We start from the raw sequence: 20,610 nt of genomic DNA on the forward strand, positions 1-20,610 counted from the left end.
CTAAACTATTATTTTTTTCAAAAAAAGTAGCTTTCCCTACTTCTCCTACTTTTTTTGTAGATCTAAAACTGCTAACTGTTCATCAATCATAGCAAGAACAGTCTGCAAATCCTTTTCAGAAGTGACGAAGTCTAGATCATCTCCTTTTATTCGCATCTTAGGCGAAAAATCATATTGTTCATACCAGTCAGGATACTCCGCATGAACCAGTTGGTAATAGTCGTGTAATTCAGGATTACCATCGATTTGTTCAAATGAGCGTCCACGTTTTTGGATACGTTCTAACATTTTTTCGAAGGAAACGTCAATATAAATCAAAAGGTCTGGACGCTTTTTAGGCATTCCATCCAATTCTTCCATCATATTATTGAGTAGGTCCTTATAAATTTCCAGCTCTGTTTTAGTCACATTCCCTTGCTTGTAGTTCAAGGTTAAAAAGAGCTCGTCTTCGAAGATAGAACGGTCAAGCACATTGTTATCATCTTTATAAGCTGCCTTGATTGACTCAAATCGTTTGTTTAAAAAGTAAATCTGCAATAAAAAGGCATATTGTTTTGGGTTTTCGTAGTACAAATCTAAAACAGGGTTATTATCAACTGACTCATAAAAAACATCTGTTCCCAGATGTTCTCCTAGAGCCTTGGCAAGAGAGCTTTTCCCAGCTCCGATAGTTCCAGCTAATACAATCAACATAATTCTCCTAAAGGTAATCTAGAATCGTATTCCATGATTTATCCAGACCTTCGCGTGTAACCGATGAAAAGACGATAAAGGCATCATTCTGATCAAAATTCAATTTCTTTTTGATAGCAGATTCGTGTTTATTCCACTTCCCTCGAGGAATTTTATCTGCTTTGGTAGCAACAACGATGACGGGAATTTCATAATATTTGAGAAATTCATACATCTGAATATCATCCTGAGAAGGCTCATGACGCAAGTCAACCAGACTAACAACTACTCTCAAGTTATCACGGGTGACCAAATACTCTTCAATCATCTTGCCCCATTTAGCACGCTCCTTTTTTGAGACTTTAGCATAGCCATATCCTGGAACATCAACAAAACGCAACTTATCATCAATATTAAAAAAATTGAGCAGTTGGGTTTTCCCTGGTTTTCCTGATGTACGAGCTAAATTTTTACGCCCTAAAAGCGTGTTAATAAAGCTAGATTTTCCCACATTTGAACGACCAGCCAATGCCACCTCTGGTAAATCATCCTGTGGGTAATGCGATTTATTGGCTGCACTCAAAAGGATTGAGGCATTATGGGTATTTAAAACCTGTTCTTCAGCCATGGGAGTCCTCCTAAGCCGTTTCTAAAATTGGCTGGCCAGTACCATCTACTGCTTCTTTGGTGATACGAACACGCTTAACATTTTCTTGACTTGGTACTTCAAACATAATATCCATCATCGTTTCTTCGATAATTGAACGTAAACCACGCGCACCTGTTTTACGTTCAATAGCCTTTGCCGCAATTGATTCTAAAGCGGCTCTATCAAAGTCTAACTCTACATTATCATAAGAAAGAAGCGTTTCATATTGTCGAACAAGAGCATTCTTAGGCTCTGTCAAAATCATGATTAAATCATCAACAGTCAACTGCTCAAGTGCTGCTGTCACAGGCAAGCGACCGATAAATTCCGGGATAAGTCCAAATTTTTGAATATCTTCAGCAATGATTTCTTGCATGTATGAAGAGTCATCTGAAACTTTCTTATTATTTTGACCAAAGCCAATGATTTTTTCCCCAAGACGTTGTTTAACGATTTCCTCGATTCCATCAAAAGCACCACCAACAATAAACAGGATATTCTTAGTGTCAATTTGAATCATCTCTTGACTAGGATGTTTACGTCCACCTTGTGGTGGTACACTAGCAACTGTCCCTTCAATAATTTTAAGAAGCGCCTGTTGTACCCCTTCACCGGAAACGTCACGCGTGATGGATACATTTTCCCCTTTTTTAGCAATTTTATCGATCTCATCGACATAGATAATGCCACGTTCGGCACGCTCAACATTATAATCTGCTGCTTGAATGAGTTTTAAAAGGATATTCTCAACGTCTTCTCCCACATAGCCTGCTTCAGTCAATGATGTCGCATCCGCAATTGCAAATGGCACATTGAGACTTTTAGCCAAAGTTTGGGCGAGGAAGGTTTTTCCTGAACCTGTCGGTCCAATCATCAAAATATTTGATTTTTGAAGAACAACATCTTCTTCGTCACGACTTTCTGTAAAACTAATGCGCTTATAATGATTATAAACAGCAACGGCTAAAGCACGTTTGGCGCGATCTTGACCAACTACATATTGGTTTAAAATATCCAATAACTCTTTTGGTTTTGGGACATCTGTCAAATCAGCTAAAACTTCTTCAGCCAACTCTTCTTTAATAATTTCTTGTGATAAAGCTACACATTCATCACAGATAAACACTCCATTACCTGCAATAATTTTTTTAACCTCATCTTGGTTCTTGCCACAGAAAGAGCAATGAACCATTGTATCATTTGTTCGATTTCCAACCATGATTTTTTCTTATCTCCTAAAATAGTGTGCCGTAAAAGGCGTGAATCGTATTGACTAGATTTGTGAAAGCATTTAATAAAAGGATACTCCCTAAGCCGTATCGATTTTTTTTGAATGCTGGTAAAGCACATAAAAAACAAATAATGGCTAGGCATGCAGTAAAAACACCAAATAAACTACGTTGCATGGCTTATTTCACCTTTCTAATCCATTTTTTAACCGTAAAGTCGTAGGCATTTTTGTCATCTTTTTCAAAGAAAGATTCGGAAACAAGTTCAAAATCTGACTCTGGGTATTCAGGGAAATAAGTATCTCCTGCAAAAACACCATCAACTTCTGTTTTTAGTAAGGTGTTGGCTACATCTAAAAAGCTCTGATAAATACGGGAACCGCCAACAATATATAAGGTTTTTTCTTGACTAGCAAACCAATCAAGCACTTCTTCTTTTGAATGCAGAACAAGAACTCCCTCGGCCTCATAATCGCTATCTCTCGTTAAGACGATAGTTTGTCTACCTGGGAGAACACGTCTATTCATCCCTTCAAAAGTGACTCTCCCCATTAATAAGACTTGCCCCATCGTCGTTTCTTTAAAGTGATTTAATTCTTTTGGTAGACGCCATGGCAGGCTGTCTTTGCAACCAATTAAATGATTTTTATCTTCTGCCCAGATGGCAATAATGTCTTTGCTCATTTGCTTCCTACTTTTTAATATCTCTCATTATTCTAGCAATTTTTAAGCAAAAATGCTGAGATAAAATCGCTAAATAGCCAAATCAAAACTCAACTGTGGTTTGACCGGATCGTAATCCACCAAAGAAAAATCCTCGGCTTTAATATCAAAGAAATTCGTTTTCTCAGGAACGTTAAGAACCAACCGTGGCTGACAATCACTTGCGTCACGATTGAATAGCTCATTAGCCTGTTCAAACTGATTATCATAGATATGAAGATTGTTAATGAAATAAAAGAATTTACCAATCTTCCAGCCAAAATGTTTTGCAATCATCATTTGAAGGGCTACATACTGCATGGCATTGATATGGTGAGCCACTAACATATCGTTAGAACGTTGGGTCAAGGTAGCATCCAAATAAATCTCACCATCTACTCGACGAACATCAAACATGGTTTGAAACGCGCACGGTAGTAAGCCACCAGTTTCTTCAAAAGCTTCATAATCCCAAAGCGAAATAACATTGCGACGGTTCCATGGATTTTCTTCCAACTGTTTCAAAATTTTAGCAATGATATCATGTTTCTTGACGACAGCACCATAACGCTGACCAATCGTTCGACTGCCATCCACTTCCCAATCATTCCAATAATGAACATTGTATTTGTCTTCTAAAACATCCAAACTATTGGACTGGTCTTGGTAAATCCAGAGAACTTCCTTGATAGCAGATTTTATCGGAATTGGTCGTAAAGTTGTGATAGGAAACTCTCCCTTGGCTAAATCATACTCTGCAAATGATCCTGTCACATACCTAGAATTTGCTGTCCGACCATCCTTATACTTTGGACGTGCCTGTTCAGACATGACACCTTCGTCTAAGATGCGCTTAATATTAGCCTTAAAAACATCATCTGCTTTAGTCATGGGCTTGGTCACCTCTTTTATTTTTTCTATAACTAATTTATTTTATCGAAATTTCCACTTTTTTTCCACTAGAAAAGATAGTTTTTAAAGATGATACTTGCTTTGATATATCAAAATAACAATCAATCTCTCATTTTATGTTACAATTTAATTACTGAAAAAATTTATTAACAATAATAAAGGAAGGTTATGATGACCATCGGAATTGATAAGATTGGTTTTGCAACCAGTCAATATGTTCTTAATTTAGAAGAATTAGCCCAAGCTCGCGGGCAAAAAATTGAAAAATACACTACCGGTTTGATGCTTGATGCTTTGAGCATTGCACCAATTACTGAAGATATTGTGACTATGGCTGCTTCTGCCGCTCAAGAAATTTTGACAGACGACGATAAATCTAGCATAGACATGGTAATCATAGCTACTGAATCTGGGATAGATCAATCTAAAGCTGCCAGCGTTTACGTTCACCACCTACTGGACATTCAGCCCTTTGCTCGTTCTATCGAGATAAAAGAAGCTTGTTATGCAGGAACTGCTGGTTTAAACTACGCCAAATTACACGTCGAAAAAAATCCAGAAAGCAAAGTTCTAGTGATTGCCAGTGACATCGCAAAATACGGTATTGAGTCTGCAGGTGAGTCCACTCAAGGAGCTGGAGCTGTTGCTATGCTAGTCACATCAAATCCTCGTATTGCAACCTTCTTAGATGATAACGTTGCTCAAACCCGTGACATCTATGATTTCTGGCGACCAAACTATTCAACAACACCCTTTGTTGATGGTATTTACTCGACCAAACAGTATTTGGATAGTTTAAAAACCACTTGGGTGGAGTATCAAAAGCGTCATAACGCAGAACTATCTGCCTTTGCAGCTTTCTGTTTACACCTGCCATACCCTAAGTTAGCCTTAAAGGGGCTTAACAAAATTATGCCTAAAGATATGGATGACCGAGCTAAGGACAGACTGACTGATAATTTTGATCTTTCTATTCAATACAGTCGACAAGTAGGTAACATCTATACCGGTTCCCTATATCTTGGTCTACTATCACTTCTTGAAAACAGCCAAACGCTTAAAGCTGGTGATAAAATAGGTCTCTTCTCTTATGGTTCTGGTGCCGTTTCTGAAATTTTCTCCCTTCAACTGGTTGACGGTTTTAAAGGCATGCTCCGTAGCGATCGTATGGCTAACTTGGAGAAACGCCATACTCTTAGTATCGGAGACTACGAGAAACTGTTTTATGAAGAAGCTGACTTGACTGAAGATGGCAGTGCAAACTTTGACACTTATGCTACAGGGGATTACGCTTTAGAAAGTATTCAAAATCATCAACGTATCTATGTGAGAAATGAACATGACTAAGTTAAAATGGACTGGCTTTGCTAAAAAGAGCCCACAAGAACGCATTGAACTCATCAAAACATTTGGTCTACTTGACTCGGAAAGTCAAGACATCCTGGAAAATCAAGTTTCCTTACCTCTAGAAATTGCTAATCAAATGGCAGAAAATGTCGTGACAGAACTTGCTTTACCCTTTGCCATCGCTCCGGATTTCTTAGTCAATGGAAAATCTTATCAGCTACCTATGGTGACAGAAGAGCCATCTGTGGTAGCCGCTGCTAGTTTTGCTGCAAAACTGACTAATCACTCCGGTGGTTTTACAACGACTGTTCATAGTCGCCAAATGATTGGGCAGGTTGCTCTATTTGATGTAACAGATTTTGAAAAAGCTTTTACTCATATCATGACGCAAAAATCCTTTTTATTGGAGCTTGCCAATCAAGCCCATCCATCTATCGTCAAACGTGGCGGCGGAGCTCGTGATTTATGGATTGAACAGAAAGAAGACTTTCTCATTGTTTATGTTTCAGTCGATACCAAAGAAGCTATGGGTGCCAATATGGTTAATACCATGATGGAGGCTCTTGTTCCAACCCTAGAAAACTTGAGTGATGGACATGCCTTGATGGCTATCTTATCCAACTATGCAACTGAGAGCTTGGTCACTGCTGAGTGTACCATCAGCATTTCCAGTCTTAGTCGTAACAAAGAAGAGGCGCATCATCTTGCCAAGAAACTCGTCATGGCTAGTCGTTTGGCGCAGGTCGATCCCTACCGAGCTAGCACCCACAACAAAGGCATTTTCAACGGCATTGATGCTTTGGTAATAGCAACTGGAAATGACTGGCGGGCTATCGAAGCTGGGGCTCACACCTATGCCAGTCGAAATGGTCAATACAGAGGTCTTAGCCATTGGAACTATGATGAAGCTACTGCTACCGTTCATGGACAGATAACCCTACCTATGCCAATAGCAACACGTGGTGGCTCTATTGGGCTAAATCCCACCGTTCAACTTGCACATGACTTACTTGGAAATCCTGATGCTAAAGAGTTAGCTGGCTTAATTGTCTCACTAGGTTTGGCGCAAAATTTTGCAGCTCTAAAAGCATTGACATCAACTGGTATCCAGGCGGGACATATGAAATTGCAAGCTAAATCTCTAGCACTCCTTGCTGGAGCAAAGGAAGCTGAAGTTGGCCCACTTGTTCAGAAACTCTTGAACGAAAAACATATGAATTTAACAACAGCCGAAAGCTTGCTAAATAGCTTAAGAAATGGAAAAAGAAGTTAGGCTTACCTGCCTAGCTTCTTTTTTGAACGTCTGCTTTTGTGAGGTGACTTAATTTACCAGAAAGCATGTAATCAACTTTGGTCAAATCAGATATTTTTGGGCAATTAAGAGCACACATGATAAGACGGAGGTCATCTTTCCAGCCATTGACAGTTGCAATCGCCTCATCCATGGTCTTGTTTTCAACCAAAGCGAGAGCTGTTTTCGATAAGCCAACTGCCTTAGCCCCCAGGACTAGGCATTTAATCATATCAAGAGGATGGCGAACGCCGCCTGAAGCTAAAACGTCTGCTTTTGTTATCATTGGTTGGGCATTTAAAAGCGCTTGGACAGTCGTTTGGCCCCACTCGTTTAGGTAAGAACGGTCACCACCACGCTCATTTTCAATATAAGCAAAACTCGTCCCACCACGGCCTGAAATATCGAAGGCTCTAACACCCAGATCATAGGCTATTTTCATAGATTTTAAATCCAAGCCAAACCCAACTTCTTTTAACATGATTGGTACTGGCATATACGTGGCGTAATTGGCTAAGTTTTCCTTCCACGAGCGGAATTCTCTTTCCCCTTCTGGCATAAGAAGTTCTTGCATGAGATTGACATGAACTTGAAGAAAAGCAGGCTGCATCTCTTCAACGGCTCTCAAGCCAAGTTTATAGTCTTTATCAATCCCAATATTGGTAGCTAAAGTTAGCTTGGGATGATTTTCTTTGACTTGAAAACTGGTGTCTGTTGGGTCCTTCAAAGCTGCTGAATAAGAGCCAGTTACCATGATAATCCCTGTCGCCTCAGCTAATGCCGCCAGTTTTTGGTTGATGTCACCACCTTTTTGACTTCCACCAGTCATGGCGTTGATGTAAAAAGGAAAATCAACGTCCATGCCTAAAAACTGGGTTGATAAATCAATATCAGCCAAGTCATAATCAGGCAGAGAGCGATGAACCAATTCCATATCATCAAAGCTATTGTAGGGCGATTGGTATGTCAGAGCGTATTTAATATGATCATCTTTACGGTTTGTTTCCATCGATTACCTCTATCCAGAAGCGTTTCGTTTGTGAATGGTCTTCTGGGTCTACATAAATATTGTCATAAATCCCACCATTGGCTAAGATGGTTTTTTCTGAAGCTATATTCTGATGATCACAAGTCACCAAAGCTTTAGTGATACCTAGTTTCTCGGCTTCTATCAAAGCAAGTTTGAGCTGCTCTTTGGCATATCCTTGGCGCCTCTCGCTCGGACAAATGGAATAGCCAATATGACCAGCAAAGTTTATCAAAAATGCCTGCTGTAAATGGTGCCTAATATTGCAAATACCAACCATTTTTTGATCGGATTGACGAATGCATAGAAAGGTTGACGAGGGCGCGCGTCCTTTTTTCACTCCTTCCTCAGTCTCAATAGCTTTTGTATGTTCGATCCAAGCTTCCAAATCATCATAATCCGCCAAGTGAGCACCGCCATAAAGATGTTCTTTGGCTTCTAAAAATTCGTTTTTATAGGCCACTATTGTCTCTAAGGCGTCTGTATTTGGTTTCATTAATACTAAATCTGACATTTTGACCAACTTTCTTGATACAACAGATCAATCCCAGAGTCCTTCCACCTTTGTTTTAAGAGAGTCGTATGATCTGGGTTAAGGGAGATAGCTATGCCACAATCACCACCGCCAGCACCAGATGATTTAGCAACCACTTCTAGTCCTTCAGCTGCTTCTTTGAGAGCCTTTAATTTATCCGTGTAAATAGCTGGACTGAGTGACACTAACAAGTCACTGACCGTTTCTAGCGAGTGTACCATAGTATCTCTATCACCTGCTTGTAAGGCACTTTTTAAAGCTAAAACCTGCTTTTGTGTCTGGGATAAGAAGTTGACTGATAGATGACTTTTTAAGTCTTTAATCATCTGACTTGAGAGAGCTGGTTGAGCTGTCCAGCCCACTAAAAAATCTGCTTTTAGTTGGGGTACTAAGGTGACAATCTCATAACCCCAATCCATCTCTAAGAGTGTTGTTAAGGATTCCTTCAAAATCAAGTCCGAAATAGTCTCACGATCAAAGGAGGTATAGGCGACTAAGTCGTTATAAGCGATACAAGCAATGTCACCCATAGAGCCGTTATCTCCAAGCTTCAGGAGGGTATAGGCAGCTAGCTTGAAAAGCTGATCTTTGGTGAGCGAGATATCAAAAAAAGCAGCTAAAGCCTTAATGGTAAGAACTGTCACGCTACCGCTTGATCCGATACCAAACTTCTTACCATTTTTTTCCAACTTTCCTGATAGCGATAGTTCAAAAGGGGCTAAGGCTTCTACTGTTTTTCCGAGAAAAAGGGCAAAGATTTGGACACTCTCTTGGATCAAGGCATAGCCCTTATCAGGTTCCATATCAACAGAATAATCAAACATATCTGACTGCAGTTTCAGCTGATCAGCTTCTCTCACTTGAGCCGTCATGTAAATGGGGATATTTTTGATGATAGCGGTCTGCCCGGGAGTTAGTATGGCATATTCTCCCGCAAGGTAGAGTTTTCCTCCCGCTTGAACACTGATTTTTTTCATCTTAGAGAGCCTTTGTTCTTGAGATAATGACGTGATAGTTTTCTTTGAAAATAGCTGCCAAGCGCTCCAAATCCTCTTCTAGGCAAAGAACTTTGACATTTGGACCTGCATCCATGGTAAAATAACATTTTTCACCTGACTCACGAAGTTTCTTGACGAAATCCATGGCTTCTTTGGTCTTATCCGTTAGATAAGAAAAGGATGGTTGAGCTTGATGGTTGGTTTCATGCATGCGAAGAGCATTGCTCTCTGTCAATTCACCAACTTTTTCAAACGCATTGTCTTTGAGATAGCCCAGCATGTCCTTGTAATCCTGCTCAGACTGTTTAATCCACTCAGGGAAATAAGCTGATGTTTCTGAAGCACGCTTCATACCCTCACGACTTGAAACTGGTTTTCGTTGATCATTAAGAACTAACATAATCATCCCTAGCTTAAGATCGGTTTCAACACGGTAAATCTCTCCTGTATCCTTATCCCAAGCTGACAATGACCCAAAGAAGGAACGAGAAGATGATCCTGAAGCGAACTTAGCTATTTGTGCCAACTCACTTTGATTTTTACCAGCTTGAAAATAGTCATTAGCTGCTTTGACAAGTGCTGACAAACCTGAAGAACTTGATGATAAACCTGCCGCTGTCGGCATGTTATTCCAAGTTTCAATTTTGATAAAGTCTGATGGATCTGTACGAAAAAGGTTTAGAACCTGGCTCATTTTCTTAAGTTCATCACCCTCTTGTTTCACATCACCAATATAGAATTCATCTGACTTAGCATCAGGCAGTGGGCTCAACTGCGTTTCTGTAAACATATTATCCAAAGTCAAGGAAATACTGCTGGTTGAAGGAATCATTTTTTCAGCATCTGCTTTTCCCCAATATTTAATAATGGCAATATTAGCGTACGATTTGACCTTTACAGGTTTTCGATCCATGTGTTAAGGGCTCCTTCTTTTTCTAATTGCTGTGCGACATGCTCAGCTTCTTCTTTTGTTTCGACAAGGGCGATGATACAGCCACCAAGACCACCACCAGACATTTTAGCACCCAGAGCTTGATGGTCTCTAGCTACTTTTACTAAATGATTGGCTTGTAAACTTGAAACACCTAGTTCATCTAGCAAATCATGGGCATGATTCATGGCTTGTCCCATGCGCTCCAGGTTTTTATCGGCCATTGCTTCTTCAAAGTCATCTGTCAACTGACCAAGACCATGTAGTAAGGGAAGAGCTTTTTCTTCCTGCGCCTCTACTTTTTCAACTGCTTCTCTAGTATGTCCGTGAATACCTGTGTCCGCAATCACAAGGTATGCATCTAAGTCGACTTCTAAAGTTGAGAAGCCAATATTACGAATGAATTTGATCACTTCATCACTAAGACATGTCTTTGCATCAAGACCACTTGGATTGGTATGAGCGATAATTTCCGCTTGATTAACCAGCATTTCCAAGGTCTGATTGTCCAAGGGCTTATCATAATAATCAAAAACCGATCGAATAGCTGCAATGGCTACTGCTGCTGAAGATCCCATGCCACGTCGTTGAGGGACAGAAGAGGTAATCTTATACTGAACCTGTGCTTGGGGAATTTCCAAATATTCCAAAGCAGCAAAAATCGCTGTGACCAAAGGATCAGCAATTGTCATTTTCAGAGGCTGATCAGCTGGCGTCAACTGGCAGGTCACTTCAATATTTTTTAGTGGTAAGGCGATAGCTGGGAAGCCATAAACAACGGAATGCTCTCCCATCAAAATAATCTTGCTATGCGACTTACCTATTCCAATAGATGTCATCATTTTATCTTTTCTTTTAACCATTTGTATCAGAACTATTTTACCCTATTTTTTCAGAAATTGCGACTTAGAATCGTCTGAATAGCTGATTTAACTTGATCAATCAAAACAAAAAATTCCCATTCGTTTTGAATAGGAATGTTAACGTAAGCCCCAGTCGAATGAAGGAGAACGATAGCATTCTATGTTATCATGACTGGTGACCTACTATAAACTAAGAAAATAATTAAACAGAGACTGGCTTTTGGGATTGATGTCCAAAAGGTATTCTGGATGCCATTGCACCCCAAGAAAACTACGTTTATCTCTAGATTGAACAGCTTCAATCGTTTCGTCCTTGCTATCACGCGCTAAAATGTTCAGTCCCGGTGCCAAATCCTTGATGCTTTGATGGTGCAAGGAATTGACATCTCCTTTGTTTCCAAAGATATCGTGAAGCGCATTGCCTTTTTCAACTGAGATACCATGAACCAGAACTTCAGGATTTTCGTGCTGATGACCCTTGATATCGAGGTTCAAACTACCACCTTGAACTGTATTATAAAGTTGAATACCTCGACAAACTCCCATAATCGGTTTTTTCTGGCGAATAGCTTCTTGGACAAGCGCAAATTCAAAATCATCTCTCTCCGGAAAATAAAGACTGGTATCCTTATCATTGTCTTGCTGATAAAGGGAGGGTTGCACATCTTGACCACCTGATAAAATCAAACGATCAATCATAGAAATATAAGATTCTGCCATGTCTGGGTTACAAACTGGGATATGAATTGGTACACCGCCAGCTTTGATAACTGCACGCGCAAAGTGACGAGACACCGAGCTATGAATCATCAAACCGTCAGGTGATACCTTGGTTTCAGTGCTTGTAATGCCGATAATTGGTTTCCCCATGACATGTTACCTCTCTTTTTTTGATGTTACTATCTTAACATGCTACCGTTATCCTGCCTAATCTTTATTTTTGATAAATAGGTATAAGAAAAACTTATAGACACTTTCAAACTTGCTATCAGAATTTTAAAATATAGTTACTAATCTTTTTGATATAATGGTTGCAACACATGATTTCGGAGGTTCTATGAATTTTCAACAATGTCGCTACGTTGTTACTATTGCTGAAGCTGGCTCTTTCAACGAAGCAGCCAAACGCTTATTTGTTAGCCAACCCAACCTCTCCTCTTCTATCCATCAATTAGAAGAAGAACTTGGGGTCCAACTTTTCATTCGTTCTAATACTGGTGCTCGCTTGACTGATGATGGTTATGATTTCATTAAATACGCTAAACGCATTATTGGTGAATTGGACTTTCTTCAACATCGGTACCAAGAAGATTTTAAGAAAAGTTTTGTCGTCGCTAGTCACCACTATGACTTTTTATCACAACCTCTAGCTACAATTTCAGAACTATTTTCTCAGGATTATCAAGAATTCCAGTTGATAGAAACGACTACAAAAGCTGTCATCGATAATGTTGCTTCTTTTCAAAGTGACTTGGGGATTATTTATCTGGATGAGAGCAACCAGTCCAGTTTAGAGCGTCGTTTTAAACAAAAGGACCTTTCCTTCATACCTCTAGGGGATTTTCAGACACGTATCTTTTTGAGCAAAATGCACCCCTTAGCTGATAGGGAAGCATTAAACATATCTGACTTGCAAGGCTATCCTCAAATCCGCTTCAGTCAAGATGACTCTGGAATGACTTTTGATGAAGACCCCCTAGCTATCGAGGACGGTCAGAAGGTAATCTATGCTAATGACCGCGGTAGCTTGATGAACATGCTTTTAGCAACCCAAGCCTATGCTTCTGGTTTGGGTATTGTGACAGGCTTTGTTAAAGAACATATCAAGCTTGTTCCCTTGGAAAATAGTACAATCCATACCCTAGGTTATGTCATCTCCAACCAGAAAAAAACATCTGAGATTGCCCATGCCTTCATCGAAGCCATCAAAAAAGAATTAGTCATCGCAAACTAAAAAGAAGCCCAAAGGACTTCTTCACTATTATTTAAGCCATTCATTGACTTTATCTTCGTTAGCATCTACCCATTTACGAGCTGCTTTTTCAGGAGACATACCCTCATTCATGTCAAGCATAACTTCTTCCATATCCGCTGAGGTCCAGTTAAAGTTATCGATAATAGCATAAAGTTTTGGCATATCTTCTTTCAAGCTTTTACGAGCAATGGTATTGATATTTTCTTCTGCACCAAATGATCCTTTAGGATCTTTTAAATATTTCAAGTCATATTTTGAGAACATCCAGTGTGGAGACCATCCTGTAATGATAATGTCATCTTTAGCACTGATGGCTTTTCCTAATGAAGATGTCATCGCACCTGTTGATGCTGAGGTTAATTCCCAACCAGAAAGATTGCTATAATCTTCTAGCGCTCTCTCCGCAGCATTCATAATACCTGCTCCTGGCTCAATACCTGTAATAGTAGATCCAGCTTGATCTGATAACTCATCAATACTGTCAATAGACATATAGGCTGGAACAACAAGTCCCAACTTTGTACCTTCTAAATTAGGACCTAAATCATCCAATTTATCTTTATATTTTTCATATTGATCGCCATGGGTAACTGGTAACCAAGCACTTGTTGAAAAGTCAGCATTTGCGTTAGCAATGGTTTGCCAATTGACTGCATTATCAAGTGGTATCATATCAACTTGATAGCCTTGATCTTTCAAGACCGTTGCGATAACATTTGTTGAAGCAATTTCTGAGTCCCATTGAACATATGAGATACGGACAGTCTCACCTTTACCTGATTTCTCAGAATTCATAGTGACAATGATACGACCAAGGGCAGCACCAAAGAAAAACACTAAGACTGCAATCCCTACGTATTTATTAATAGAAGTTTTGGGTTTTCCATCTTCTGATTTGGCATTGAAAGCTTGTGTCACACGGTCAAGAATGATTGCCAGGATTACCAAGGAAATCCCCGATACAAAACCGTTACCAATATCTGCTTTTTGAAGGGCTGATAATACCTCACGTCCAAGTCCAGGAGCACCGATCATTGATCCAGTAACAACCATTGAAAGGGCCAACATCATGGTTTGGTTAACCCCTGCCATAATCGTATTTTTAGCAAGAGGCAACTCCACTTTAAAGAGTTTTTGTGATGGTGTCGAACCAAATGAATCAGAAGCCTCAATCAACTCAGTTGAAATTTCACGGATAGCCAAATTGGTAAAACGAACAGTTGGTGGTAGGGCGAAAATCACTGAGGCGAAAACACCTGGTACCATCCCAATACCAAAGAAGGCTACGGCAGGAATCAAGTAAACGAAGGCTGGCATGGTTTGCATAAAGTCAAGAATCGGGTTAACAATATTCTTAACCGTATTGTTTTTAGCCATCCAAATCCCAAGAGGAACACCAATGACAATCGAAATTAAACTAGCTACCAATACCAAGGTGAAGGTGTTCAGTAATTCTTCCCAGAGACCTTGGTTATAAATAAACAAGAGCCCTAAAAAAGTTAGGGTTGGGATTTGCCATTTTTTCTTAGCTAAGAAGAAAACAGCAACAGTTGCTAAAATGATAAATAAGAGCGGATTGATGAAAACCAAGGTATTGGTTACAAAATCCATGATAGTACTACCTATCATTTGTAGGAAATCAAAGAGTCCTGAAAAAGTCTTTGTAATCCATTCAGTAAATGCTTCTACCAGTTGAGCAACTGGTAATTTTTTTTGTAAAATATCCAAAATTGATTACCTCTTTCTTTATTTCTCAACAGTTTCTACTGCTTCTGCATCGTCTTGAACATTTGCCAAGGCTTCGATCACACGACCACGGATGACAACACCAAGTAGTTTGTTATTATCATCGGTCACGGCGATTGGTGCAGTTGAATCATAGATAAGAGGCATGATATCCGTAATAATAGTATCTTTAGAAACCGTTAAAACATCACGATCAACAACATCTGAAAGTGATAACCCTTTTTTACGGGCTTCTATAGCGGCATCAGCAGTGACAGCTCCGATCAATTCGCGACGACGGTTGGTTGCCATTAGCATTGACACCTCTTCTGTGTGCATGCGCATAAGCGCTACTTGAGGACCATCCAACTCAAGGGTTGTTGTTATCGGCTTAATCATGATATTTTGTGCCGTCAAGACTTTCGATCTATCGACATCCTCTACAAACTCTCGAACAAAATCATTAGCTGGATTGGTAAGAATCTCCTCACCAGTACCGATTTGCATGATTTGACCATCTTTCATAAGAGCAATGCGATCCCCAATACGAAGAGCTTCATTCAAGTCGTGACTGATAAAAATAATGGTTTGTTTGTTAGCATCCTGTAAATCTAAAAGCTCATCCTGCATTTCACGACGAATCAGTGGATCAAGGGCTGAAAAGGCTTCATCCATCAAAAGAATTTTGGGCTTATTTGCAAGGGCACGCGCTAAACCAACACGTTGCTGCATACCACCTGATAATTGGTTCGGATATTGATCTTTAAAGGCTAGAAGTCCTGCATTATCAAGCGCTTTTTCAGCGGCTTCTTGTCTTTCATCCTTAGGAACTCCACGAAGTTCCAGACCGAACTCCGTATTTTCCAAAATGGTCTTATGTGGGAATAAGGCGAAACTTTGGAAAACCATATTGATATCATGACGACGAACATTACGGAGTTCTTCTGCATTCATCTTAGAAATATCCTTACCATCAAGCATAATGCTACCTGATGATGGTTCAATCAAACGATTAAGCATACGAACCAATGTTGATTTACCAGATCCTGAAAGCCCCATGATAACAAAGATTTCTCCTTCTTTGATATCAAAACTAGCATCATAGACCCCAACAGTGGCACCTGTTTTTTCTAAAATATCTGTTTTTGATTTACCTTGCTTGACCATATCAAGCGCAGCTTTTTGTTTTTTACCAAATACTTTGGTCAAGTTCTTGACTTCTAAAAGTGTCACAACTTTCTCCTTCCTGAAATAGTGACCATCTCATCTGAAATGTAATGTCGTCACTAAGTTACCACTCTATATTATATTAATGTGGTCTCATAGTCAAGACAAAAGCTTAATTTTTTCTTAAAAGAACTAAAACAACATCAAAAAACCACATCGAAAGACTAATGTGGTCGTTTAATCCGCGATATGGCTAGCAAAAGCCAAAAAGTTTGTCATGACAATTTGCAAAAAAGTTGTCGTATCGGTTTTTAAGATATTGCCATTTTTATCAATTATTTTATGAATTTCAGCTAAATAAACCTCTGGCTGAGGCATGGCAATAGCATTTAAAAAGACCAAAGCCTGACGTAAATGATGATTGGCCCCAAAACCACCCATACTCCCAGCAGACTGAGTGACAACCAAAGTAGGCTTGCCATTAAAAGCGATATCAGTCATAGGGCGAGAGCCTACTTCAATAGCATTTTTTAAAGCAGCAGGAATAGTCCGATTATACTCTGGACTAATAATCACTAAAGCATCTTGTAACTTAACTTCACTTCTAAAACGTTCATAACTATCTGGTCTAAGAGCTGCATTTTGATCGATGTCAGGGTTAAAAAGAGGCAAATCATCAATACGAATCATACTAACCTCAATAGCTTCAGGAACAAAACCTGACAAAGCCTTAGCTAATGCTTTCGAGTACGATTGCTCTCGAATACTTCCCACAATAATGCCTAAACGATTAATCAATTGCTCACCTCCATTTTGTAAACCAACTACTTTAATAGTAAAATTTTTCCAAACTTTCTTCAACCCATTTGTTTGGCTAGATGATAATTCCTTCTAGATAATCCAACTCATGCTGGCAGATTTGTGCCGGTGAGTCAGTTTGAGTAAGCGTTTTTGTCATCCAATTATTGTCGCGGTAAGTCATCCTTATCTTTCGATAGCGTAAGGCTCACTTTTAGAGATGACCTCAGGATTAAACATGACCAAGTCTGCAAAGCCTATACTGATGATAATCACGCGATTTTGATAGCCAATCATATGAGCTGTCAAACCAAGGCAATCTTCCCGATGATAATCAAGTGAGTCCTGTAAATCTTGTGCTATATAAAGATCATCTTTGGTTGCAACTTGGGATTGTTGTCCTAGAAAAATAGTGTCTTTGACAATTGTTTTAATCATGATAACCTCATTTTACCGGCTCTATAATGACTGTAGTGGGTAAAATCCACTGCGGATGTTATAGGGCTTTTTGACTGTATGCAAAAAGTCCCACATGACTTATAATGAAAAGCGACTAAACCATCATTAGAAAGTGTCATATGGAACTATTTAAGAATACCACAGATTTAATTGGATTGAAAGATAACAATATCACTATTTCTTTTGTTTTGAAACATCAAACTCATATTGAAATACGGGCTAAACTTGATTATCTAGCGCCTACTTGTCCTTTTTGTTGTGGAAATATGATTAAATACGACTTTCAAAAACCATCAACCATCCCGATTTTGGATGTTCAAGGCATGCCAACCGTCTTAAAACTCAAGAAGCGCCGTTTTCAATGCAAAAGCTGTCGTAAGGTTGTCGTTGCACAAAGCCCATTAGTGAAAAGAAACTGCCAAATCTCGCAACCGGTCTGGGCTAAAATCACACAGCTTCTAACAGATACCTTAAGCAATGCCGCCATCGCTAGGCAATGTCATGTCTCGGTAGCGACTGTCCAAAGACAACTCGAAAACTTCCAAATCATGGAGACCTTTGATAAGCTACCTGCCGTTCTGTCTTGGGATGAATTTTCGAGAAACAAAGGACAATTAGCCTTCATTGCTCAGGACTTTGAGACCAGACAAATCGTCACCGTGCTTGAAGACAATAAACAAACCACGATTAAGAACTTCTTCTACAAATTTCCAAGAAAAGTTCGTGAGACGGTTGAAGTTGTCACTGTGGACATGTCTGGTAGCTACATTCCCATCATCAAGACCTTCGCTCTCTTATTTTTAGGCTCAGGCTGAAACAGTCCACTGGACTGTTTCACTCCCAAAAGCTCGTATTGTCCTTGATCGCTTCCACATCATCCAACACCTAAGCAGGGCTATGATGGCTACGAGAATTGCCATCATGAAGAGCTTTGAAACGCAATCACTTCCTTACCGTGCGATGAAGAATCACTGGCGAATCTTACAAAAAGATAGTCGCAAACTATCTCTGGAGACGTTCTATTCAAGGACCTTTAAACAAACCGTAACCCCTCGGTAGATTGTTCAGGAGACTTTACCTTTCTCTGAGGAACTGCGCTATTATTATGACCTATATCAACTATTACTGTTTCATTTTCAAGAGAAACAAGCTAGCCACTTTTTTGACTTGATCGAGGAGCATCTGGAGACTGTAAATAAAAAGTTTCAAACAGTTTTCAAAACCTTTTCCTAAAGCGCACACGGAACAAGAGTTGACCTGGATTAAAAACATCATTCGTCGTCATCCAAAGGCTTCTCTCATCGAAATCTTTGACAAGCTCAAAACTCAAAAAGGCTATGACAGACATCCCTGCTCACTCTTTCGTATTCTCAGAAAACTCGGTTTCTTCAAACAGAAAAAAAGCAAAAGGAAATCTTACGTTCCTAAACCTTATGACACCCCTAAAAAGATCGGAGTCAAATGGCAGATGGACGTGAAATTTGTCCCTAAACACTGTTATACAGGCACTATGCCTGACAAGTTCTATCAGTACACTGTCATTGATGAGGCCAGTCGCGAGCGGTTCATCTTCCCTTTCAAGGAACAATCCTCTCACTCTACTGTCCAATTTCTTCAGATGGCCATTAAGCATTTTGGTTACCAGCCTCAAATCTTTCAAACCGATAATGGCTTTGAGTTCACTCATTTCAGGGAAACAAAGCAGATACACCCGCTTGATATCCTCTGTCAGAAACTAGGAATTGAGCACAAGTGTATTCGTCCTAGAACGCCTCGTCACAATGGCAAGGTGGAGCGTAGCCATCGCAATGACAATGAACGTTTTTACCAACATCTCCAGTTTTACTCTTACGAAGACCTCAACAAACAAATGAAAGCCTATCTCTACAAATCAAACAGACTACCTATGCAGACTTTAGGTTGGAAATCTCCTATCGAAATCAGAAAAATCCTATCAGGAGCTAGCTCCTGATAGGATAACAAACCATTCTTCGTAAACAACTCTTTTGGTCTCACATCATTGACAAATGTTCACTATTTCACAGCGGTCGATATACCAACAATAACATCAACTGCTTTTTCCATCGTTTGAAGACTGACAAATTCAAAACGACCGTGCATATTTTCTCCACCAGCAAAAATATTTGGTGTTGGAATACCCATAAAGGAAATCTTAGAGCCATCTGTTCCACCACGGATAGGTTCAATAATCGGCTTAATATCAAGTTTTTCCATCACCTCTTTTGCAAGATTAATTGGTGTCATATCTTTTTCAATTACCTGACGCATATTAAAGTATTGATCTTTCAAACTAACTAAAACACGTTCTTGACCAAGCTCTTCATTCATTTTTGCCGCAATATCTAACATTAACTCCTTACGATTTTCAAAAGCAGTACTATCAAAATCTCGGATAATGTAAGAACTATGTGCTTCTTCTACTGCACCGTCAAGTCCGTGTAGATGATAAAAGCCTTGGTAGCCTTCGGTTAATTCTGGACGATCTGATTCCGGAAGCGCATTATGAAAATCAATCGCCAGTTGAAAAGCGTTAACCATTTGATCCTTAGCTGTGCCAGGATGGACATTGCGACCTTTAAAGGTAATATCGGCTGCAGCTGCACTAAAGGTTTCAAATTGAAGTTCACCAAGTGGACCACCATCAACCGTGTAGGCGAAGTCTACATCAAAATCAGCAACATCAAACTTATCTGCACCCACACCAATTTCTTCATCAGGTCCAAAGCCAACACGAATTTCCCCATGTTCAACCTCTGGATGAGTTGTAAAATACTCAATAGCAGTCATGATTTCGGCAATACCAGATTTATCATCAGATCCTAGAAGTGTCCTACCATCGGTAGTGATTAAGGTTTGTCCATGATAATTGTTTAGATTAGGAAAATCAGTCGGTGACAATTGAAATCCTGATTCTCCTAGCGGAATATCAGAGCCATCATAGTTCTCAATAATTTGGGGATTGACACCTTCAGCATTGAAATCAGCTGTATCAATATGAGAAATATAGCCAATTTTGTAGCTGAATTTGTCAGAATTTGCTGGCAATGTTCCGACAATATAACCATTTGACTCTAAATAATGAACATCTTGTAAACCAATTTTTTCCATTTCTGGTTTTAGAATCGTTAAGGCAAAATCAACCTGACTTTGTGTACTAGGTGTTGTCTGACTGGTTTCATCACTACGTGTATTGAACTTCACATATGTTAAAAAACGATCTAATAAATTTGAATATGCCATAAAAGAACCTCTTTCTTATTTATCTCAACTGAATTATACCAAAAAATCCACTCCTACGAGTAGATTTTT

18 protein-coding genes and 3 pseudogenes are annotated in these 20,610 nt (G+C 39.4%); 5 read left to right on the top strand and 16 right to left on the bottom strand.

Annotation, left to right across the window (positions count from 1 at the left end):
* Positions 1-45: 45 nt before the first annotated feature.
* The 5 genes from ACMZ6U_RS04350 to ACMZ6U_RS04370 form a co-directional block, all read right to left on the bottom strand.
* Positions 46-693 carry a deoxynucleoside kinase gene (locus ACMZ6U_RS04350; RefSeq protein ID WP_416106572.1) on the bottom strand — a complete coding sequence of 216 codons (648 nt, stop codon included), beginning with the start codon at positions 691-693 and terminating at the stop codon, positions 46-48.
* A gap of 7 nt (positions 694-700) precedes the next feature.
* A complete protein-coding gene (yihA, locus tag ACMZ6U_RS04355) occupies positions 701-1,300 on the bottom strand; it encodes a ribosome biogenesis GTP-binding protein YihA/YsxC (RefSeq protein ID WP_416106574.1) in 600 nt (199 codons plus the stop codon).
* Between the two features lie 10 nt (positions 1,301-1,310).
* Positions 1,311-2,540, bottom strand: coding sequence for an ATP-dependent Clp protease ATP-binding subunit ClpX (clpX, locus tag ACMZ6U_RS04360; protein WP_104967639.1), 1,230 nt, complete (start codon positions 2,538-2,540; stop codon positions 1,311-1,313).
* 190 nt (positions 2,541-2,730) lie between these two features.
* A complete protein-coding gene (locus tag ACMZ6U_RS04365; RefSeq protein WP_416106575.1) occupies positions 2,731-3,234 on the bottom strand; it encodes a dihydrofolate reductase in 504 nt (167 codons plus the stop codon).
* A gap of 69 nt (positions 3,235-3,303) precedes the next feature.
* Positions 3,304-4,143 (bottom strand): thymidylate synthase, encoded by an 840-nt coding sequence (locus ACMZ6U_RS04370; protein WP_416106577.1) that lies wholly within the window; start codon positions 4,141-4,143, stop codon positions 3,304-3,306.
* Positions 4,144-4,335: 192 nt separating this feature from the next.
* Between ACMZ6U_RS04370 and ACMZ6U_RS04375 the strand changes: the two genes are divergently transcribed.
* The gene (locus tag ACMZ6U_RS04375) at positions 4,336-5,511 is read left to right on the top strand and encodes a hydroxymethylglutaryl-CoA synthase (RefSeq protein WP_416106598.1); all 1,176 of its coding nucleotides are present in this window, start codon (positions 4,336-4,338) and stop codon (positions 5,509-5,511) included.
* Positions 5,504-6,784 carry a hydroxymethylglutaryl-CoA reductase, degradative gene (locus ACMZ6U_RS04380; protein ID WP_416106578.1) on the top strand — a complete coding sequence of 427 codons (1,281 nt, stop codon included), beginning with the start codon at positions 5,504-5,506 and terminating at the stop codon, positions 6,782-6,784. Before ACMZ6U_RS04375 ends, ACMZ6U_RS04380 begins: the two co-directional genes overlap by 8 nt.
* Positions 6,785-6,794: 10 nt before the next feature.
* Here the strand turns inward: ACMZ6U_RS04380 and fni are convergent, their stop codons facing one another.
* The 6 genes from fni to ACMZ6U_RS04410 all read right to left on the bottom strand — a co-directional run bounded on the left by fni (position 6,795) and on the right by ACMZ6U_RS04410 (position 12,026).
* Complete coding sequence (fni, locus tag ACMZ6U_RS04385; protein ID WP_416106580.1) at positions 6,795-7,811, bottom strand: type 2 isopentenyl-diphosphate Delta-isomerase; 1,017 nt, start codon at positions 7,809-7,811, stop codon at positions 6,795-6,797.
* Complete coding sequence (locus tag ACMZ6U_RS04390; RefSeq protein WP_416106582.1) at positions 7,795-8,343, bottom strand: GNAT family N-acetyltransferase; 549 nt, start codon at positions 8,341-8,343, stop codon at positions 7,795-7,797. Before ACMZ6U_RS04390 ends, fni begins: the two co-directional genes overlap by 17 nt.
* A complete protein-coding gene (locus ACMZ6U_RS04395; protein ID WP_416106583.1) occupies positions 8,331-9,341 on the bottom strand; it encodes a phosphomevalonate kinase in 1,011 nt (336 codons plus the stop codon). Before ACMZ6U_RS04395 ends, ACMZ6U_RS04390 begins: the two co-directional genes overlap by 13 nt.
* 1 nt (position 9,342) lies before the next feature.
* Positions 9,343-10,275 carry a diphosphomevalonate decarboxylase gene (gene mvaD, locus ACMZ6U_RS04400; RefSeq protein ID WP_416106585.1) on the bottom strand — a complete coding sequence of 311 codons (933 nt, stop codon included), beginning with the start codon at positions 10,273-10,275 and terminating at the stop codon, positions 9,343-9,345.
* Positions 10,257-11,135: a mevalonate kinase gene (gene mvk / locus ACMZ6U_RS04405; RefSeq protein WP_416106587.1), complete on the bottom strand. Its 879-nt coding sequence runs from the start codon at positions 11,133-11,135 to the stop codon at positions 10,257-10,259. The genes mvaD and mvk overlap by 19 nt, the downstream gene beginning before the upstream one ends.
* A gap of 204 nt (positions 11,136-11,339) precedes the next feature.
* A complete protein-coding gene (locus tag ACMZ6U_RS04410) occupies positions 11,340-12,026 on the bottom strand; it encodes a gamma-glutamyl-gamma-aminobutyrate hydrolase family protein (RefSeq protein WP_416106588.1) in 687 nt (228 codons plus the stop codon).
* 187 nt (positions 12,027-12,213) lie between these two features.
* On the opposite strand from ACMZ6U_RS04410, the gene ACMZ6U_RS04415 reads away from it, so the two are divergent.
* Positions 12,214-13,110, top strand: a complete 897-nt coding sequence (locus tag ACMZ6U_RS04415; protein WP_416106590.1) for a LysR family transcriptional regulator — start codon at positions 12,214-12,216, stop codon at positions 13,108-13,110.
* Positions 13,111-13,137: 27 nt separating this feature from the next.
* Here ACMZ6U_RS04415 and ACMZ6U_RS04420 read toward each other — a convergent pair whose 3' ends face one another.
* The 4 genes and pseudogenes from ACMZ6U_RS04420 to ACMZ6U_RS04435 form a co-directional block, all read right to left on the bottom strand.
* Entirely contained in the window at positions 13,138-14,862 is a 1,725-nt protein-coding gene (locus tag ACMZ6U_RS04420; RefSeq protein ID WP_416106600.1) for an ABC transporter permease/substrate binding protein, read from the bottom strand.
* 15 nt (positions 14,863-14,877) lie between these two features.
* Positions 14,878-16,089, bottom strand: coding sequence for a quaternary amine ABC transporter ATP-binding protein (locus ACMZ6U_RS04425; RefSeq protein WP_416106592.1), 1,212 nt, complete (start codon positions 16,087-16,089; stop codon positions 14,878-14,880).
* A gap of 171 nt (positions 16,090-16,260) precedes the next feature.
* Complete coding sequence (locus ACMZ6U_RS04430) at positions 16,261-16,821, bottom strand: NADPH-dependent FMN reductase (protein ID WP_416106594.1); 561 nt, start codon at positions 16,819-16,821, stop codon at positions 16,261-16,263.
* A gap of 76 nt (positions 16,822-16,897) precedes the next feature.
* Positions 16,898-17,259, bottom strand: a pseudogene (locus tag ACMZ6U_RS04435) (peptide deformylase).
* 140 nt (positions 17,260-17,399) lie between these two features.
* Between ACMZ6U_RS04435 and ACMZ6U_RS04440 the strand changes: the two are divergent.
* Together ACMZ6U_RS04440 and ACMZ6U_RS04445 are read left to right on the top strand one after the other, a co-directional pair.
* Positions 17,400-18,507: pseudogene (locus ACMZ6U_RS04440) on the top strand (transposase); the annotation flags it as partial.
* Positions 18,503-19,252, top strand: a pseudogene (locus ACMZ6U_RS04445) (DDE-type integrase/transposase/recombinase); the annotation flags it as partial. The pseudogenes ACMZ6U_RS04440 and ACMZ6U_RS04445, both read left to right, overlap by 5 nt.
* 62 nt (positions 19,253-19,314) lie before the next feature.
* On the opposite strand, the gene pepT reads toward ACMZ6U_RS04445, so the two are convergent.
* On the bottom strand, positions 19,315-20,541 hold the full coding sequence (gene pepT, locus ACMZ6U_RS04450) for a peptidase T (protein WP_416106596.1): 1,227 nt from the start codon (positions 20,539-20,541) through the stop codon (positions 19,315-19,317).
* Positions 20,542-20,610: the final 69 nt, after the last annotated feature.

The sequence above is a fragment of the Streptococcus pluranimalium genome (assembly GCF_047785745.1).
Lineage (GTDB): Bacteria > Bacillota > Bacilli > Lactobacillales > Streptococcaceae > Streptococcus > Streptococcus pluranimalium_B.